Below are 17,439 nucleotides of genomic sequence, written 5' to 3'. Positions count from 1 at the left end.
ATATTTAAGTCTATCCAAAAATCAAATGAGTTCAATAGTGAGAACTTTCTCAAAAGTTAATTTAATTTATTACCAATTTTAAGCTTTTCCCACTGTTCTTTTATCAGCGAACGAAGCATAGAGTTATTTGTAAGAATAGGGTCAGAATCTAAAATATTTCGAGCCTCATTCCGCGCAAGTTCAAGGACATCAGCATCATCAGCTAATGATGCCAGGGCAAAATCAGGTAACCCCGATTGCCTAGTACCTAAAACTTGTCCTGGCCCACGAAAACGCAAGTCAATTTCTGAAATTTCAAATCCGTCATTGGAATTAACCATAACTTCCAATCTTTGTCGAGATAATTTATTTTTGTTTTGATGGCTCAACAGACAATATGACTTTGATGCCCCCCTCCCAACACGGCCTCTTAATTGATGCAATTGAGCAAGACCAAAACGATCAGAATCTTCTATTAGCATTACACTTGCATTTGGAACATCAATACCTACTTCTATAACCGTAGTAGAAACTAATATGTCACTTTTTTTGTCAAGAAAATTACGAATCACCTCTTGCTTTTCTACACTTTTCATTCTTCCATGAAGTAATTCGACAGTAAAGTCTGAGAAAATATCAGTAGACAATTGATGATATACGTCAACAGCTGAGCTAAGTTCAAGTTTTTTGGATTCTTCAATTAAAGGTAGAACAACATAAATTTGATGTCCTTTATTTATTTCACTCCTTATTAAATCATATGCATAGTTTTTATCTTTAGGTGATATCAGCTGAGTATTTATGGGAGTTCGACCAGGGGGAAGTTCATCTAATTGACTAACATCGAGATCACCATGCAAAGTAAGCGCCAAAGTTCTAGGAATGGGTGTAGCAGTCATCGTTAACAAATGAGGTTGCAAGCCTTTATTCAAAAGTTTGTTCCTTTGCGTAACACCAAAGCGATGTTGCTCATCTACAACTACAAGACCAAGTCGGTCAAAGACAACTGGGTCTTCAAATAAAGCATGAGTTCCTACAATAATTTTTGTAGATCCATTTACTAAATCAGTAAGAATTTCTTTACGACGTGACTTAGGGGTAGAACCAGTTAAGAGATCAACGTTTAATTCAAGTTGAGGAATCCATTTACTTAATGTTTGATAGTGTTGTGAAGCAAGCACCTCAGTTGGTGCCATAAAAGCAGCCTGCCATCCTGATTGAACTGCAGTGAGGAGTGCTGAAATTGCGATAACAGTTTTTCCACTCCCAACATCCCCTTGTAAGAGTCGAGACATTGGTTCAGCTTTGACTATATCTGATTCAATTTCCTTTAAAACCCTTTTTTGAGCATCTGTGAGGGAGAAAGGAAGAATACTCAAAAATCTTCTAACTAGGCTATTACTACTTACCTCAATACTTAATTGAGGGGAATGACGTTTCTTGTGTAATTCACGTCTTAAAAGAAGACTAAGCTGCAACAATAAAAACTCTTCGAACACAATTCTTCTTCTTGCATTAGCTAAAGTCTTAGGATTTTCAGGATTATGAATATGAAAAAAAGCTTCTTTCTTCGAAGGGAGGTCTAGTCTTATTAGAGTATCTTTAGGGAGCGGATCCTTTATTTCAGATGTCAAAAAAAGAATTGATTGTACTAGATCTCTGAATTTATCAGCAGTAATTCCTTCAGTTAGGGAATAAACAGGAAATATTTGACCAATTGATTTAGATTTCAAATAACTATTAGGGCTATCTATTATTTCTATTAAAGGATCATTTAATGATTTTCCATATTTACTTTCCTTAACTAGCCCGCTTACCGCAACAGTCGCGCCAACAGCGTACAAACTTTGTTGAGATTTTAGATAGGCAATACTACTTTTGCGTCGACCTGCAAAAAATCTAGTAACTTTCATTCCTCCTGTCTTATCTTTTATAAACAACTCAAGAATTGAAAGATTTGGGTTTTTAGGACTTTTAAATGAACTACATCGTCTAACTTTTGCGACGATCGTTACATTCTGACCTACTTGACATTTATCTATAGTTTTTAATGAAGTGTAATCAACATAATCACGAGGAAAATAATTTATAAGATCTCGAATTAAAATAAGACCCAATGAAGACAATCTCTCAGCTTGTTTTGGACCCACACCTTTAATAGCTGAAATCGAGGTTCCTAAACCTAATGAATCTGTCGATAAACTTCTCTTATGGGCAAATGCGTCATGTGATAATCTTATCTTTAAGTTTTTTGAGTCTATTTTTTCTCCATTTTCTTGATATATGTATAGATTATGAAGTGTCTGTCTAGTCTGAACTATTATTCTACGTCTTTCATCTGTAGACATAGTTGAATATTTTTTATAATCTAAAGCTAATTCCTTTAATTTAGAAGAATCACTTTGTTTAACAGCTGTGGAAGGGCAGCTTAATAAGTATCCACTTACAAAATAAGAAAATTTGTTTGTTCTTCCTTGAATATTAATAAAACCATGATCAACCTCAACTGTTAAAGCTTGTTGTAAAGATCGAATCCAAGATACTAGGTCATTCGATTTACTATCAGGAATAGATTTTGAATCATTGATGCTTATATCTTTGTTGTGTCCTTCCACCATTCTTTATTAACCTCTTCTGCTAAAGAGCGACCTTGCCAGTAGCGTTGTTGTTTAATCATACCTAAGAGTACATTTTGATAATGCTTAATGTTAGTTCTATTTTTTCTAAGTCTTGGATTATCAAATTCCATATCTGATGGAGTAATTAGCAAGCAATCAATATCTAATCCAGCAGAAGTCAATGGATTATTAGTTGGTAATTTAAAAGTAAGAATATTAGATATAGATTTAGAAGAAATCAATTGACCTGCCAAAGCAGCATCTAAAATATTGATTGGAATAAGTGTATTTACTAAACCTGATTTTAAAAGCTCAGTATTAATGGAATGTGAAAGATCACGCAATCTTCGAACCAAAGCTGTTTCTATAGATAAAATCCACTCATATAATCCAATTGGCGATTGTGGTAAATATCTATTATTTTTTACACCGTCACAAAAATTGGTGTCATGCGCTAAATCTTCTTTCTTTTGATCTAAATCACCTGGATTAGACTCATCTGTTAATGCAAATATTGACTGCAAAATTTCAATATCTTTACTTTTTAAATTAAAAGTATCGCTATTATTTCTATTATAATCTTTATCTGACTGGTATTCCTTATTAGTATTTTTATTTAGGCTTTCATTTTCAGGTAATTTACTGTTCATACAAATTTCTTTATCCTCAATCGAGTAAGGAGCTATTATTTCTGCATTCCAACCTTCACTAATTGATAAGTTTTCCAATGGCGGGGATAAACTTATATTAATAGAACTAACAGTATTAGATGATTCTAAACTTTTAGAATCATTTTTCAAATTTAGAGCATTAGCAATATCATCTTTAGCATTATTTAAATGACGAATATTTTCTTCATCAATTTTTTGAGCCAACTCATATAAATGTTCAATTGTTATGAGAGACATATTATCTGAAACTAATTTATCAATTTTCAACTGAAATATTTTTCTTGAAGTCATTGTTGAGAATCCAAAATCATCTCCAGGCCTATCAGTAATGAGAGAGAATAATGAAGTTCTTATAGTTTGAGGGAGTAAATTTCTTAGTTCCTCAAGATAGATTGAAATTACCCTATATAAATAAGGAGCTATATTATTACATTTTTCTTTAAGTAAGTGTATTTGATCTAAAGGATCAAAGCCAGAATCTAATAAATAATTATTTTTAGACAAGATCAATCTGAAGTCATAGATGCAACTTCTTCTGCAAAATCAGATTCTTGTACCTCAATTCCCTCTCCAAGAGTATATCTTGTAAATCTACGAACTTTAATATTTTCTCCAATCTTACCAGCAACTTGCTTTACTAGCTCTTCAACATTTATTGAACTATCTTTTATGAAAGGTTGTTCTAAGAGAGCCATTTCTTTTAATCTCTTTCCTATTCTTCCTTCTACAATTTTAGCTTTTATTTGATCAGGTTTACCGGAAAGATCATCTCTTCCCATCTCTATTTCTTTCTCCTTATTGGCAATAGCATTTGGTATTTGATCAACACTCACATACTCAACACTTGGACAAGCTGCTACTTGCATCGACAGATCTCTCAAAAGGCCTTGGAATAAATCTCCTCTTGCGACGAAGTCAGTCTCGCAATTCAATTCTAAAAGGACTCCGACACGAGAACCTGTATGTATGTAACTTCCAACAGCACCCTCGGCAGCGACTCTACCTGATTTCTTTTCTGCACTAGCAATACCTTTTTGTCTTAACCACTCAATGGACTTTTCCATATCACCATTATTTTCAATTAAGGCCTTCTTGCAGTCCATCATTCCTGCAGATGTTTTATCTCGCAGTTCTTTTACGAGTTTTGCTGTTATTTCCGACATTTTATTTAGGGGTAGTGAGAAAGGGGTTTAAATAAGAATTTATAAATCAAGTAAGTTATCTAGTCATTGGTTCCATGTCTTCCTTCATTAATAGCATCAGCCAACCTACCTAACACCAGTTGAACAGAACGTACAGCATCATCATTGCATGGTATTGGGATTTCACAAAGATCTGGATCGCAGTTTGTATCAAGCATTGATACCAATGGAATATCAAGTTTTCTTGCCTCTAAAACAGCATTTGTCTCTCGCCTTTGATCAACTAAAACAACTACATCAGGCAAACGTCTCATTCCTTTTAGTCCACCTAGATATTTTTGTAATCGTTCTAATTCTCTACGCAATACTGCTCCCTCCTTTTTAGGTCGCATTGCAATAGCACCACTTGATTCCATTCTTTCAAGATCTTTTAGTCGATCAATTCTTGCTTTCATTGTTGTCCAATTTGTAAGCATCCCTCCTAACCATCTTTGATTAACGTAGGATGCTCCGCATCTAACTGCCTCTTGTGCAACGACTTCTGAAGCTTGTTTTTTAGTACCTACAAAAAGGAATCTTTTACCGCTTCTTGCTGCTCCTCTTGTCCATTTATAGGCACTGTTCATACAAACAGCGGTTTTGACGAGATCAATAATATGAACCCCATTACGAGCAGAATAGATGTAACGAGACATCTTGGGATTCCATCTTCTAGTCTGATGCCCAAAGTGAGCACCAGCTTCCATCATCTCTGAGAGAGAAACTACAGCCATGTTTTTTGTGGGTTCCGGGTTCGCCTCCACCTAACAGGGATAAACAAAATAATGATTAATAAATCAAAACTTTTTTATCACCCGAAACAGTCAAGTGTGCGTTTTTGTGTTTACTTCACTAATCTAACAAACCATCGTTCACCGAAGTCCTAATAGTGATGCTTCTCTAAAAATTTGTCTCACGCCAATCAAATTAAGAGGAAGTCTTAACAATTCCATAGCTAAACTCGATTGACCTTTTTTGATCAGAAAAGCCAAAAGAGGTCTAAGTGAATTTGTATTGACAAGCCCACCCAAAGTTAGAAGTTCCCAAAGGCATCTATGAATCAGGGTATATTGAATAATAAATTTGACTCTTAAAGTTGGGTGCTTCCGATAAAAGATTAACCCCATCTTTGCTCTCTCTTTTTCAATTCGAATCAAATTAGGAATTTGATCAAGCGCTAATGCTGGATGCCAATGATATCCAATAGCTCTTGGACATTTAATAAGCTTTACTCCCATATTTCTTAGTCTTTCTCCTAATTCCAAATCTTCCCAACCATAGAGCCTAAAAGAGGTGTCAAAAAGTCCTGAAATTTCTAAAACATTTTTATCAATAGCAACATTTCCAGTAGCGAAGTAAGCCCAAGACAAGTCTTGAAGTTTATAAGGTTCAGAAGTCGGATTATTAAAATTAGAGGTATTTATAACAGATCCATAGGTAAAACATTTTCTATTACCAAGTTTTTTCCAGGCTCTAAACAATGAATCAATATGGTTCCTTAGGAAATATCTATCAACAACTAAATCACTATCTATAAAAACAATTAAGTCACCTTTTGACCTTTCTACTCCAAGATTTCTTCCTAGAGCAGGCCCTCCATGGGATTGTTCAAAAAGTCTTAAGTGAGGATAAGTCTCGATATTATTTCTCAGCCAATCAACTGTCCCATCTGTTGATCCGTCATCTACTACTACAATTTCAAAATTATGAGTCTCAATATTCAAAACTTGATTTTCTAATGCATCTAGACACTTTCTTAGTATCGGAAGTCTGTTAAAAGTGGGTATGACAACGCTAATTAACATTCTAAATTAAAGTCAAGTTTTTCTTCAAACACTTTAAATTAAAGGATTTAAAAAAAATATTTTTCGAGTTGAATCTCGATTTATTAATCAGCAGCCCCACCATTATTTGCAGTTCCAGTAACCCCATTACCGGCACCTTCTCCTCTACCATCATTGCGAAGCTTACGTTTCTTAAATTTCCTGGCATACGCTCGATTTCTCTCTTGCTTCTCTTTCTTAAGATTTCGTCTTTTTGACATACTAAGTTCTTTCGATATTTATATCTAACTAATTTACTAAACAGAGGGCAATATTTGACCATCTTCCATTCGCAAGAGACGATCTGCCACATCCAATATTCTTGGATCATGAGTAACCATCAATACTGAACAGGCTTGTTCTAAAGCTAGTTTTTTTAACAAATCAACAATTTCTCTACCAGTGGAACTATCTAATGCAGATGTTGGTTCATCCGCTAGTAATAATTTTGGTCTAGCGGCGAGAGCTCTTGCAATGGCAACTCGCTGTTTTTGCCCACCTGATAAATCATGCGGCAGCTTAGATAAGTGGTCTTCTAATCCAACAGCTCTAAGCCATTCTCTAGACTGAGCCCTGCGAGCCTTATATGAAAATCCATTTAAAAGGTCAGCTCCCATTTGGACATTTTGTTCAGCGGTAAGACATCTCAAAAGATTATGCCCCTGAAAAATCATTCCAATATTTTTTCTAAGATTCTGTCTAGTTTTTCTGCTGGCTCCAAAAAGTTGTTTACCAAATACTTTTAGGTCACCATCTTGAACTTTACGAAGAGCTCCAATCAAAGTTAAAAGAGTAGTCTTTCCACAACCTGAAGGTCCAGTCAATAAAACAACCTCGCCAGGGGAAATTTCCATTGAGATGGACTGGAGAACATGCCTTCTCATTTCTCCATGCCCATACCAGTGATTCAAAGAAGCAATATTTAAAGTATTATTGTTTATATTTTTCATAAATTTTTAAATTTAAAACATTGGATTTATTCATCAAAATATCTCAGCAGGATCCGCATCTGCCAATTTTTTCATAGCTGCTAATGCTGATCCCATACACATAAAAAGTATTAAGCAAAATATAATCGATGCTCTACTAAAACTCATTTCAACAGGTAGCTTAGTTGATGACCTAACCAAAGCATACAAAGCCTGTCCTGAAACATAAGCAGGAAGATATCCCATTATTGATAAAATGAATCCTTCTCTAGCTACAACTCCTAAAAGGCTTCTTAAGTTATACCCCATAGCCATTAAGGTTGCATATTCGGGTAGATGATCACTGACATCACTATATAGAATTTGATAAACAATTACACAACCAACAATAAATCCCATTGCAGCGCCCAATGTAAAAATAAATCCAATCGAAGTACTACTTTTCCAATAATTCTTTTCAAAATCTATAAATGATTTCAAAGACATAACCTTAACGTCACTAGGCAAACTTATATTCAAAGAGCGAACAACTTGTTCTATATCAGATCCTTTCTCTAACCTTACTAAACCAATTTCAATACTTCCATTAGGATTACCTGGAGATAATTCTAAATACGTCTCGCTACTAGTTATTAAATTCCCATCCGCGCCAAAGGAAGGACCTAAACTAACTATTCCAGAAACTCTAACTCGTTTCCCTGCAACCTCAGTTTCAACAATACGTCCTGATTTAAACCATGATGATATAGGTCCAAATTCATCTCTGGAAAGATCATCAAATAAAACCCTTCCTTTGTTTTTTAAGGTTTTAGCCTTTCTCTCAAAATCATAATCAATCAACAATGGCTTACTTGGCTCAAAGCCTAAAGCCAGAATAGATCTTGTTGATAAATTTTCAGGGTTTCGCCAGAGCAGAAAATTCCAATTAACCGCCGTTGTTCCAATCACATCCTTATGAGCCATTGCTTGAACTAATCTTCTTCGAGGAAAACCGCTCATACTTATTGAACTTTTTGAGCGTGGGCTAATTAATACCAGATCTGCGTCAAATAACTTATGAACAGTAACACTTGCGTCAAACAAACCATCTCTGAAACCTAATTGCATAAACATCAAAATGCCAGCAAACGCTATTCCTGCAATAGCTACCAATATTCTTAAGGGTTGTCTTGTCAGCAAAAGCCAAGCAAGAGGTATTTTTCTTTTTTTTAAAAAATTATTTAATTCCACTAAGGCTGAAAACGAGCAATGACTTTCATTCCAGTTAGGTGAGAAACCTTTTTAGCTGATGAATTATCAAGCTTGACTCTAACCTCAACAATTCTTGCATCAGCATCTCCAGTTGGATCGGTTGAAAGCACTCTTCTTTGCCTGACTTGTGGGCTGATCAAACTAACTTGACCAATTAAAGATCCATTAAATCCTCCATTCTCACTAATTAAATCAACAGTTTGACCCACGTGAACTCTATCTATATCTGATTCGTACACTTCAATAAGCGCTTCCATTAATTGGTTAGCGCCAACATTAATCACACCAGACGAATTTGGTCTCTCACCTTCACGAACTAAAATTTGCAAAACAATCCCATCAATTGGACTTTTTAACTGTGTTTGTTCTAAATCAACGTTAATTACATCAATATCAGATTTAAGCTTCAAAATCCTGGTCTCAGAAATAAACAAATCGTCTTTCATATTATCTAAAACAATTTCAGCAACTGCTCCTTTATTAAAGAGAGTTTGATATCTATTAATTTCCCTTTTTTTTATCTTAATTTCACTCATTAGTATATTTAAATTAGCTTGCGCTGATTTCAAATTAGCTTCGAGTTTAGGACGAGTATCAAAAACAGCTAAGATTTGGTCTTTAATAATAGCGTCACCTTCACGAATTAATAATTTAGATAGTCTCGGTGTACCACCCTTTCCGCTTGTTGGAGCTGCTAATTTTCTTACTTCGCCAAAAGGATTTAATTGGCCCAAAGCAGCTACCCCATCAATCCTATCAACTACTTCAATATCCTTGAGAGTTTGATCAACATCTAAATCTTTATTATTACAACCACTAATAAACACCACGCATAAAGGTGTGATACCTAGAAGAAATAAAAATTTAAAAGATAAATATTTCAACATAACTAACATTCAAAAAGGATTTTATTTACGTATTCATCTGCCCAGGACGAACCAAAAAATTTAGTTAAAATACCTCTGGTTTTTTCATTACGTTTTTGATTTAGGCAATATCGTTTTTGATAATTAAGTCTTTCGGTAGTATCCAACGAATTAATTTCATCTTCACCTACATTAACTAATAAGGATAAAAGTAGTGACAAATATTGATCAATGAGTTCTAAAAATAATTTTTCTTCGATAAAATCAACTGGACGAATAAAACATACAAACGGAGAAAAGATAAATCCCCATTCTGGCAGCTTCCTAGGGTCATTGAATTTAGGGACTTTTAATGATCTCATTTGAGAAATCAAGGAATCAGGTAAATGTTTCCCTACAGGTGACAAATCGACAATGGCGGCGGAAATATTATTTGAATTAACTACTAAATCAGCACCAAATATGGGAAGTTCATAGCAAGGGTCAGGGAAGAAGACACAATGGAGTATTTGCAACGATTTTCCAAGCTTTGCAACTTCCAAATGAATTTTTCTAAATCCTTTAGCTTGATAAAACTCGTTAATAATGAATAATTCCTCTTTACTTAGTTCGCTGTAAATCTTGCTCAACTTAGGTTCAATGTATAGAGGTTCTACATCAGTCAACGAAATGATTCTATTCTTTATAAGTTCGAAAGCCTCAAGCAAAAGAGGATTCAATTTACTTTGATTGCAAAAAACTGACTCCAAAGCTAATAACTCAAGCTAAAAGGGTTTGGCTAAGATTCATAGAGACTGTTTATTTACAACTGTACTTATACAACATTATATGATTATTAGGGCTCAAAATAACTAAAAAAGAAATTTTTATCCTAGGGCAAGTAAATAGGCATAAAGGGTTCAAACGTTGACTCTAGGAAAAAAGGATAAGGTACTAAGAACAAAACAAGTAAATAATGATAATTTATATATGAAATAAAATATAGATATAAAAATCATATAAATATTAAATTAATCTTTTACAATTTAGAAATTAAAATCACATAATTCTAAATTTCTAAATCATATTAGCATACATTAATATATCATAAAGTTTTAAAGTGCTTTAAGATATTTAGAATGAAAGTAAATCATTGGTCATTACCTAATGGTGCTACATGTGTTGTAGCTGATATTGAACAATCAACGTTGACTTGTATTGACTTTTGGTGCAAAGGAGGAAGTCTTTGTGAAATGAAGGGTGAAGAAGGGATGGCACATTTTTTAGAGCATATGATATTTAAAGGGAGTAAGAACCTTGAAGAAGGTGAATTCGATTTAAAAATTGAATCACTCGGGGGAAGTAGTAATGCAGCAACTGGGTTAGACGATGTTCACTATCACGTTCTAGTACCTCCAGAAAAAATAGAAGAAGGGCTAAAATTGATATTAGAATTATTATTATCTCCTAGAATTGAACAAGATGCCTTTGAAATGGAGAAAGAAGTAGTTTTAGAGGAAATAGCACAAAATATTGAGCAACCAGATGAAATTATTTATAGGAAATTACTAAAGGAATGTTTAAAACCTCACAGATATTCCAAACCAATACTAGGTGATGAAAAAACTGTTAAAAGTATAAATCCTAAACAAATGAAACTATTCCACAAAAATCATTATGTAGGTAAAAACTGTACACTATGTATAGTAGGAGAGTTGCCTAAGGAAATTTATTCAATAATTAACAACAGTAAACTTAAGGAATTAAAAGCATTCTCAAAAGAGAAAGCTTTAAGTAACAAAATTACTTTTAATAAAGGTTATAAACAAGAAACTATTCCAAGGCTTGAGGGAGGAAGAATATTAAAAGCCTGGAAACTTCCACCTGCAAAAGAGCAGATCTTAATTTTAGGAGCAGAAATAGTTGCCACAATTTTATGCGAAGGTAAAAATAGCCTTATTGTTAAGGAATTAAGAGAAGAAAAACGTATTATTGAATCAATAGATATAGATTTACAAATCCTTGAAGAGGGTGGATTGATTCTTTTAGATGTAAGTTGTCAACAGGAAAATCTTAAAATTGCCGAAAGTGAAATTAATTTCATTCTTAATGAATTAACTAGAGGTTTAGTTACTAATAAGGATTTGGAACGTGCAAAAAAATTAGTTATAAATAATATTTATTTTGGTTTAGAGTTGAGTACTCAAATCGCCTCAACATTGGGAAATCAAGCGCTATGGGGTCGACACCAAGCAATATTAAAAACAATAGATGATATTTCATATTGGACAAATTCACGCTTAAATAAATTTATTTTTCCATTATTTAATCCAGAAAATGCATTTACATTAATTGCTGAACCTGAGAAGTAAGTATGAACATTATTCTAGACAAGCTTTATAGCAAAAATATAATGTCCGCAAAACTATGGATAGAAGAAGGTAGTAGAAATGATCCAAAAGATAAAAAAGGGATCCATCAACTTTTATGCTCGACAATACTTAGAGGTTGTGGACCATACAATAATAAACAAATAGCTGAAATCGTAGAAAGTTCTGGAGCAAATTTAAACTGTGATACATACGAAGACGGTCTTCTAATCAGTCTTAAATGTGTCGAAAATGATGCTTATAAACTTCTTCCTTTAATAGGTTGGATGATTACAAAACCTTTACTTCAAATAGATCAACTTGAATTGGAAAAAGATCTAACGATAAAAGCAATTAAAAGACAAAAAGAGAGTACATATCAACTAGCTTTTGATGGCTGGAGAAAAATGGTCTATGGTAATGGACCATATGGACATGATCCACTGGGATCAATAGATTCTATTAATAAAATCAATAAAGAAGATATATTGCCATTTGCACGCTCATTAATTTATAGAAAAAAGAACTTAGTAATTTCAGGAAAAATCCCAATTAACGTAAAAAATTATATAGAAAATTCTATTGCATTTAAGGGGATTATTGAAACTTCTAATGATCAAACTAAAACATATAAAAATAATAATAAAATTAAAATAAAAAACAAAGAAACAGCTAATATTTGCACACTATCATTAAATACAAAACAAGTCATTCTTCTACTAGGAAAGCCCACAATTAGATATGATAATAAATCAGATATTTTACTTAGATTATTATCATGTTACTTAGGTTATGGCATGTCAAGTTTATTATTTAAAGTTCTGAGAGAAAAATATGGAGTAGTTTATGAAGCAGGAGTTTATCATCCTATTAGAGAGAATCAAATACCATTTATTATGCACGCGTCTACAACTGAAGATAAAGCAACCCTTACTCTTCAATTACTTAAAGAGTGTTGGGAAAAAATTATTATTAGTGAAATCTCTCCTGAAGAATTAGATCTTGTAAAGATAAAATTTCGTGGCCAAATGGCACATTCTTTGCAGAGTATTAGTCAAAGAGCTGAGCATAAAGCACATCTTTTAGGAATTGGTCTAACAAAGGATCACGATAAAGAAATTCTTCTAAGACTCGAAAGTATAACCAGTAAAGAAATCAAGGATGCTGCTAATAAACATTTAAAGGACCCATTGCTAAGCGTTTGCAGCAACAAAGAAGTTGTTCAGAAAATAATTACAAACTGGCAAACCTAATCAAGGCTAATTTAATTATCAGCTGTCTTTACTCAAAATCTTAAGTCTTTCAGAAGGAATCAAGAAATTTCCCATTCTAAATTTCACTTCTAATAAATCATTAGGTCTTATTCCAATAATTATGCCAATCTCATCGAGTGAGACTAGATCTGGCGGTCTCAGCATTGATATAGAATCTGCTGTCTTCAAATATGACAAAGGAACTTGTAAGGATACCTTTTCTCCAACTGAAAATTTCATTATGGCTAAGTAAATCTAAATGATCTTATTGACATATCAATCAATTTGTAAATAATAATGTGTAAGATACGCTAATTAAATTCATTGCAGAAATTTAGTAGCGGAGTAAAAGCAATAACAGGCGTAATGTTAATCATAATATGCGCCATGATACCATCATCGATAATTATTCCTCAAGAAGACCTATCTCTCTCGAATATCCCACTTCATAGCAATTGGCAAATCCAAGGGCTCCTTCTAACTTCATTGCTTTGTGGCCCTCAAATAGGAACAATTTCTGCAATTTCGTATTTGATTATAGGCTTATTCTATTTACCTGTTTTTCATGGGGGAGGAAGTGTAGGTTATATCTTAACTCATGAATTTGGATATTTATTAGGATTTATTCCTGCTGCTTGGACATGTGGTTTTTTAGCTAAAAATACTTCAAAAGCTAATTTAATAAATTATTCATTTTATACGGTTATATCATTATGCCTTGTTCATATTATAGGTATTATTTATCTAGTTTTTGGTAAGTTATTTGGAAATTGGTTATATTCTTTATCCGATCTTATTTTGATAAATACTTTTATACCACTTCCATCTCAATTATTACTATGCATATCAATAAGTCTATTATCAATATTATTAAAACGTATATTAATATTAAAATGATTTCATTTAAGAGTAGAAAATTGAAAATAATAGCATACTCACTTTTTATTATTTCATTAGATCAGCTTAGCAAGTTCTTAGTATTAAATATATTAGGCTTTGAAAGGTCTAAAAATATTATTCCTAATTTATTAAATTTCACCCTAATTAAGAACAAAGGAGCTGCATTTAGTCTTTTTAGTAACTCAACAAACTTACTTACTATTACAAGTGTCTTGGCTTCATTATTTTTAATTACTATTATTTTGAATTACCAAACAAAATCCTATTGGAATTCTATTGGACTTGCATATCTTTTAGGCGGGACTGTAGGTAATGGAATTGACAGACTATTCAAAGGTTATGTTCTTGATTTTTTAGAGCTAGTTCCAATTAACTTTCCTATTTTCAATTTAGCCGATATATCAATAAACATTGCTATAATATGTTTTATAGTTGATATAACTAAAGACAAATCAAGAATAAAATATTAAACAATTGGTTTTTATTATATGAAAATCTATAATTCAAGAAAAATAATATTTTATATTTTGTTGATTTTCATTAGCTTGATATTTGTAGGCTTAGTGGGGGCAATAATTAGATTAATAAATATACCTGCTGTATTAATTACAGTATTATTAATAGGTGGTTTAAGTTATTCAAAGAAAATAGATTGGTTACAAAAAAGTCTACAATCGTTATTTAAAATAAAGAGTGAGAATAAATTAATAGATTTGTCATTAATAACCAAAAAGGAAGCTGCAAATAAATCATTAAAAAGTATTGATCAGTTACTAAAATTAATTAATGATAAAGTCAAGGCCAAGGCCCTAAAAGATGAAAAGGATAGAGTTTCGTTAGAGTTAGATAGAGGTGATATTGTTTTAGTAGTATTTGGGATTGGATCAAGTGGTAAAACTTCACTAATAAGAGCTCTTTTAAAAAGAATAGTAGGTAAAGTTAGTTCTGAAATGGGATCAACAAGAGAAAAAGAAACCTTCCGGATGAAACTTAAAGGACTTACAAGAGGAATAAGAATCATTGATACACCTGGAATATTAGAAGCAGGTAAAGGAGGCAGAGAAAGGGAAAAGGATGCGTTAATAGAAGCACGCAAAGCTGATTTAATGTTAGTAGTAATAGAAGGAGATTTACGTTCTGAAGAAACAAGAACAATCAAGAGTTTATCTAAATCAGGTAAAAGACTTTTACTTGTTCTTAATAAAATAGATTTAAGAGGAGAAAATGAGGAAAAAAGATTAATCGAAATTCTAAACTCCAGATGTAGTGATTTTATTGAGCCAAAAGATATTATTTGTACATCCGCATCACCTCAGTCAATTCCAATACCTGGCCAAAAGCCCTATCAACCAAGCCCTGAAATCAATAGTTTAATTAGAAGATTAGCAAATATACTACATGAAGAAGGTGAAGAACTAATCGCAGATAATATATTACTTCAATGCAGCAATCTTGGGAAAGAAGGTAAGAAATTATTAGCTAAACAAAGAAGTCAATCAGCCAAAAGATGTGTTGACAAGTATGGTTGGCTCAGTAGCGGAGCATTAATACTAACACCATTACCTGTTATCGATATGATCGCAGCAGCGGCTGTGAATGCACAAATGGTAATTGAAATAGCCAAAATCTATGGTGTTGAAATCACAAAAGAGAGAGCTAAGAATTTAGCAATTTCAGTAGGAAAAACACTTGCAACTATGGGTTTAGTTCAAGGTGGTGTTTCACTAATAAGCTCAACATTAAGTCTTTCACTTCCTACATTAGTTGTTAGCAAAGTAATACAAGGTGTAAGTGTATCTTGGCTTACTAGAATTGCAGGAGCAAGTTTTATAACTTATTTCCAACAAAACCAAAACTGGGGAGATGGTGGAATACAAGAAGTTGTTGAATATCATTACAACTTAAATAAAAGAGATGAGTATTTTAAAAGTTTTATTAGAAGGGCTTATGAGAGGGTTATTGATCCTTTAGTTGAAAAAAAATTTAAAAAATTACCGCCGAGATCAAGGCCTCAGAGGGTGGAGGGCTCATCGGACCTCTAAAATCTAAAATAAAAACCAATGCCAAATATATTAGGCCTATAAAAATTGATATTGAAGCTGTTATAAAAGCCAAAATATTTTTTTTATTAAAAAAATCCTTTTTCATTTTTATATCAAATAATTGAATTATTAATAAGATTAGCTAAGAACTTTAAATCTTCAAATTTAGTATTAGGGTTGCCCATAACAGCTTTCAAATAATATCTATCTCCATATATTGGTCTTGAAAGCATAAACTTATTGGCTAATAAAGTGTTTCTCGTATTTATAGACCAATCGGTGGCTTGAGAAGAAGTATAATTTATCGGTGTTAAAGCTAAAAGATGAAGAGGTCCAGATATTATTTTAAATTTTGATGAATCAATTATTGATTCTAAATAACATCTTCTTTCAATAGACTCTAAAAGTATTTTCTCAATACCTTCTTCGCCTAATTGTCTTAAACCAATCCACAATTTTAAGGACTCTGCGGATCTAGTACCTTGAATTCCAAGCTCTCCTCCATGAAAATCATTTCCTGTAATTGGTTCGGCATAAGGTAGTCCAGTTGCGAATGTAGAAGAAAGATGTTTTTTGTTAGCTAACAGTAATAAAGAGGAAGTTTTTGCGATACCCAATAATTTCTGTGGATTAACAGTTATGGAGTCTGCAGAATCTAAGCCTTGAACAATTTCTGAGGTTTTTGTTGATAGTCCATAAATTCCACCAATTGCGCCATCAACATGAAGCCATATTTTCTCTTTTTTGCAAAATTTAGCGATTTCAGAGAGTGGATCAATAGCTCCTCTTACAGTAGTTCCTGCTGTAGCCACGACAGCAAAACATTTCTTCCCCTGAGATTTTATTTTTCTTAAATTTGATGACAAGTAAGAAATATCTAATTTACCTTTTGCATCAGTAGGAACTTTTTGCAAAGATGATTGTTTAAGTCCCATAATCCTTAGAGATTTTGAAAATGAGACATGGCAATCATCACTTGCAAAAAATACTGCACTTGGATCATTTTCTAGACCAGCAATATTTCTTGCAATAACTAATGCCATTAAATTACTTAAACTTCCCCCACTAGCAGCTACCCCTCCAGACAAATCACCAAGACCTAATTTCTGACAAAACCATTTACACAGGTTCCTTTCCAAAGATGTCAAGCTAGGTGATAATTCTTCAGCCAAAAGATTATTATTTAAACCTGCACAAATAAGCTCTCCAACAATTGATGCTGACAGAGGAGGAGGATCTAAATGAGCAAGAGACCTTGGGTGAGATGGCCGGTAAGAACCATTCATTAATAATTGAAGATCATTCAATAAAACCTTATTGGATGCACCTTTTTTATTAGGAAAGGCCTCAGGCAAATCAAATGAATCAGGCATTGGACCTTGACTGCCTGATTCAGCAAACCAATCACAAAGATTACTTGAGGCTTCAGCAAGAAAGGAATGAAGTTCTCTATCTAAATTGTGAGGTGATGCAAAAGGTTCCAAAGAAAATAAGGCTCTATTTGTAGTATTTGATGATCCAGTTCAAACCAAAAAAAATGATTAATCTCTAGATAAACATTTTATTTGATAATTCTCC

General features: G+C 32.9%; 17 protein-coding genes. 5 read left to right on the top strand and 12 right to left on the bottom strand.

What is annotated here, in order from left to right; all coding sequences use genetic code 11:
• Positions 1-56: 56 nt before the first annotated feature.
• The 10 genes from recG to SIB53_RS07780 all read right to left on the bottom strand — a co-directional run bounded on the left by recG (position 57) and on the right by SIB53_RS07780 (position 10,025).
• Positions 57-2,597: an ATP-dependent DNA helicase RecG gene (recG, locus tag SIB53_RS07825; RefSeq protein ID WP_413677682.1), complete on the bottom strand. Its 2,541-nt coding sequence runs from the start codon at positions 2,595-2,597 to the stop codon at positions 57-59.
• Entirely contained in the window at positions 2,570-3,772 is a 1,203-nt protein-coding gene (locus SIB53_RS07820) for an adenylate cyclase (RefSeq protein WP_413677681.1), read from the bottom strand. The genes recG and SIB53_RS07820 overlap by 28 nt, the downstream gene beginning before the upstream one ends.
• A 2-nt stretch (positions 3,773-3,774) precedes the next feature.
• Complete coding sequence (gene tsf / locus SIB53_RS07815; RefSeq protein WP_413677680.1) at positions 3,775-4,431, bottom strand: translation elongation factor Ts; 657 nt, start codon at positions 4,429-4,431, stop codon at positions 3,775-3,777.
• A 59-nt stretch (positions 4,432-4,490) separates the two neighbouring features.
• The gene (gene rpsB / locus SIB53_RS07810) at positions 4,491-5,183 is read right to left on the bottom strand and encodes a 30S ribosomal protein S2 (protein ID WP_413677679.1); all 693 of its coding nucleotides are present in this window, start codon (positions 5,181-5,183) and stop codon (positions 4,491-4,493) included.
• Between the two features lie 138 nt (positions 5,184-5,321).
• Positions 5,322-6,254 carry a glycosyltransferase family 2 protein gene (locus SIB53_RS07805; RefSeq protein ID WP_413677678.1) on the bottom strand — a complete coding sequence of 311 codons (933 nt, stop codon included), beginning with the start codon at positions 6,252-6,254 and terminating at the stop codon, positions 5,322-5,324.
• A gap of 83 nt (positions 6,255-6,337) precedes the next feature.
• Complete coding sequence (locus SIB53_RS07800; protein WP_011293689.1) at positions 6,338-6,493, bottom strand: hypothetical protein; 156 nt, start codon at positions 6,491-6,493, stop codon at positions 6,338-6,340.
• A gap of 36 nt (positions 6,494-6,529) precedes the next feature.
• Complete coding sequence (locus tag SIB53_RS07795) at positions 6,530-7,222, bottom strand: DevA family ABC transporter ATP-binding protein (RefSeq protein WP_413677677.1); 693 nt, start codon at positions 7,220-7,222, stop codon at positions 6,530-6,532.
• A gap of 33 nt (positions 7,223-7,255) precedes the next feature.
• The gene (gene devC, locus SIB53_RS07790; protein WP_413677676.1) at positions 7,256-8,431 is read right to left on the bottom strand and encodes an ABC transporter permease DevC; all 1,176 of its coding nucleotides are present in this window, start codon (positions 8,429-8,431) and stop codon (positions 7,256-7,258) included.
• On the bottom strand, positions 8,431-9,348 hold the full coding sequence (locus tag SIB53_RS07785; RefSeq protein WP_413677675.1) for an efflux RND transporter periplasmic adaptor subunit: 918 nt from the start codon (positions 9,346-9,348) through the stop codon (positions 8,431-8,433). Before SIB53_RS07785 ends, devC begins: the two co-directional genes overlap by 1 nt.
• Positions 9,342-10,025, bottom strand: a complete 684-nt coding sequence (locus SIB53_RS07780) for a phycocyanobilin:ferredoxin oxidoreductase (RefSeq protein WP_413679141.1) — start codon at positions 10,023-10,025, stop codon at positions 9,342-9,344. The genes SIB53_RS07785 and SIB53_RS07780 overlap by 7 nt, the downstream gene beginning before the upstream one ends.
• Before the next feature lie 411 nt (positions 10,026-10,436).
• On the opposite strand from SIB53_RS07780, the gene SIB53_RS07775 reads away from it, so the two are divergent.
• Together SIB53_RS07775 and SIB53_RS07770 are read left to right on the top strand one after the other, a co-directional pair.
• Positions 10,437-11,669, top strand: coding sequence for a M16 family metallopeptidase (locus SIB53_RS07775; RefSeq protein ID WP_413677674.1), 1,233 nt, complete (start codon positions 10,437-10,439; stop codon positions 11,667-11,669).
• A 41-nt stretch (positions 11,670-11,710) separates the two neighbouring features.
• On the top strand, positions 11,711-12,919 hold the full coding sequence (locus SIB53_RS07770) for a M16 family metallopeptidase (protein ID WP_413677672.1): 1,209 nt from the start codon (positions 11,711-11,713) through the stop codon (positions 12,917-12,919).
• An 18-nt stretch (positions 12,920-12,937) separates the two neighbouring features.
• Here the strand turns inward: SIB53_RS07770 and SIB53_RS07765 are convergent, their stop codons facing one another.
• Positions 12,938-13,159, bottom strand: a complete 222-nt coding sequence (locus SIB53_RS07765) for an NAD(P)H dehydrogenase assembly family protein (protein ID WP_413677671.1) — start codon at positions 13,157-13,159, stop codon at positions 12,938-12,940.
• An 84-nt stretch (positions 13,160-13,243) separates the two neighbouring features.
• Here SIB53_RS07765 and SIB53_RS07760 point away from each other — a divergent pair, with 84 nt between their 5' ends.
• From SIB53_RS07760 to SIB53_RS07750, 3 genes are all read left to right on the top strand, one after another.
• Positions 13,244-13,816, top strand: coding sequence for a biotin transporter BioY (locus SIB53_RS07760; protein WP_413677670.1), 573 nt, complete (start codon positions 13,244-13,246; stop codon positions 13,814-13,816).
• A 20-nt stretch (positions 13,817-13,836) separates the two neighbouring features.
• On the top strand, positions 13,837-14,289 hold the full coding sequence (gene lspA / locus SIB53_RS07755) for a signal peptidase II (protein ID WP_413677669.1): 453 nt from the start codon (positions 13,837-13,839) through the stop codon (positions 14,287-14,289).
• A 93-nt stretch (positions 14,290-14,382) separates the two neighbouring features.
• Positions 14,383-15,861 carry a DUF697 domain-containing protein gene (locus SIB53_RS07750; protein ID WP_413677668.1) on the top strand — a complete coding sequence of 493 codons (1,479 nt, stop codon included), beginning with the start codon at positions 14,383-14,385 and terminating at the stop codon, positions 15,859-15,861.
• Between the two features lie 113 nt (positions 15,862-15,974).
• On the opposite strand, the gene SIB53_RS07745 is transcribed toward SIB53_RS07750, so the two are convergent.
• Positions 15,975-17,345, bottom strand: coding sequence for a pyridoxal phosphate-dependent decarboxylase family protein (locus SIB53_RS07745; RefSeq protein ID WP_413677667.1), 1,371 nt, complete (start codon positions 17,343-17,345; stop codon positions 15,975-15,977).
• Positions 17,346-17,439: the final 94 nt, after the last annotated feature.

It is taken from the genome of Prochlorococcus sp. MIT 0916, from assembly GCF_047305155.1.
Classification (GTDB): domain Bacteria; phylum Cyanobacteriota; class Cyanobacteriia; order PCC-6307; family Cyanobiaceae; genus Prochlorococcus_B.
This window is presented reverse-complemented; position numbering and strand designations above follow the sequence as displayed.

What these genes read in the sequence shown, in the direction of transcription:
- recG (WP_413677682.1), bottom strand. Translation starts at nt 2,597, where the DNA reads ATGGTGGAAGGACACAACAAAGATATAAGCATCAATGATTCAAAATCT.
- tsf (WP_413677680.1), bottom strand. Translation starts at nt 4,431, where the DNA reads ATGTCGGAAATAACAGCAAAACTCGTAAAAGAACTGCGAGATAAAACA.
- rpsB (WP_413677679.1), bottom strand. Translation starts at nt 5,183, where the DNA reads ATGGCTGTAGTTTCTCTCTCAGAGATGATGGAAGCTGGTGCTCACTTT.
- SIB53_RS07805 (WP_413677678.1), bottom strand. Translation starts at nt 6,254, where the DNA reads ATGTTAATTAGCGTTGTCATACCCACTTTTAACAGACTTCCGATACTA.
- SIB53_RS07800 (WP_011293689.1), bottom strand. Translation starts at nt 6,493, where the DNA reads ATGTCAAAAAGACGAAATCTTAAGAAAGAGAAGCAAGAGAGAAATCGA.
- SIB53_RS07795 (WP_413677677.1), bottom strand. Translation starts at nt 7,222, where the DNA reads ATGAAAAATATAAACAATAATACTTTAAATATTGCTTCTTTGAATCAC.
- SIB53_RS07785 (WP_413677675.1), bottom strand. Translation starts at nt 9,348, where the DNA reads ATGTTAGTTATGTTGAAATATTTATCTTTTAAATTTTTATTTCTTCTA.
- SIB53_RS07775 (WP_413677674.1), top strand. Translation starts at nt 10,437, where the DNA reads ATGAAAGTAAATCATTGGTCATTACCTAATGGTGCTACATGTGTTGTA.
- SIB53_RS07770 (WP_413677672.1), top strand. Translation starts at nt 11,711, where the DNA reads ATGTCCGCAAAACTATGGATAGAAGAAGGTAGTAGAAATGATCCAAAA.
- SIB53_RS07765 (WP_413677671.1), bottom strand. Translation starts at nt 13,159, where the DNA reads ATGAAATTTTCAGTTGGAGAAAAGGTATCCTTACAAGTTCCTTTGTCA.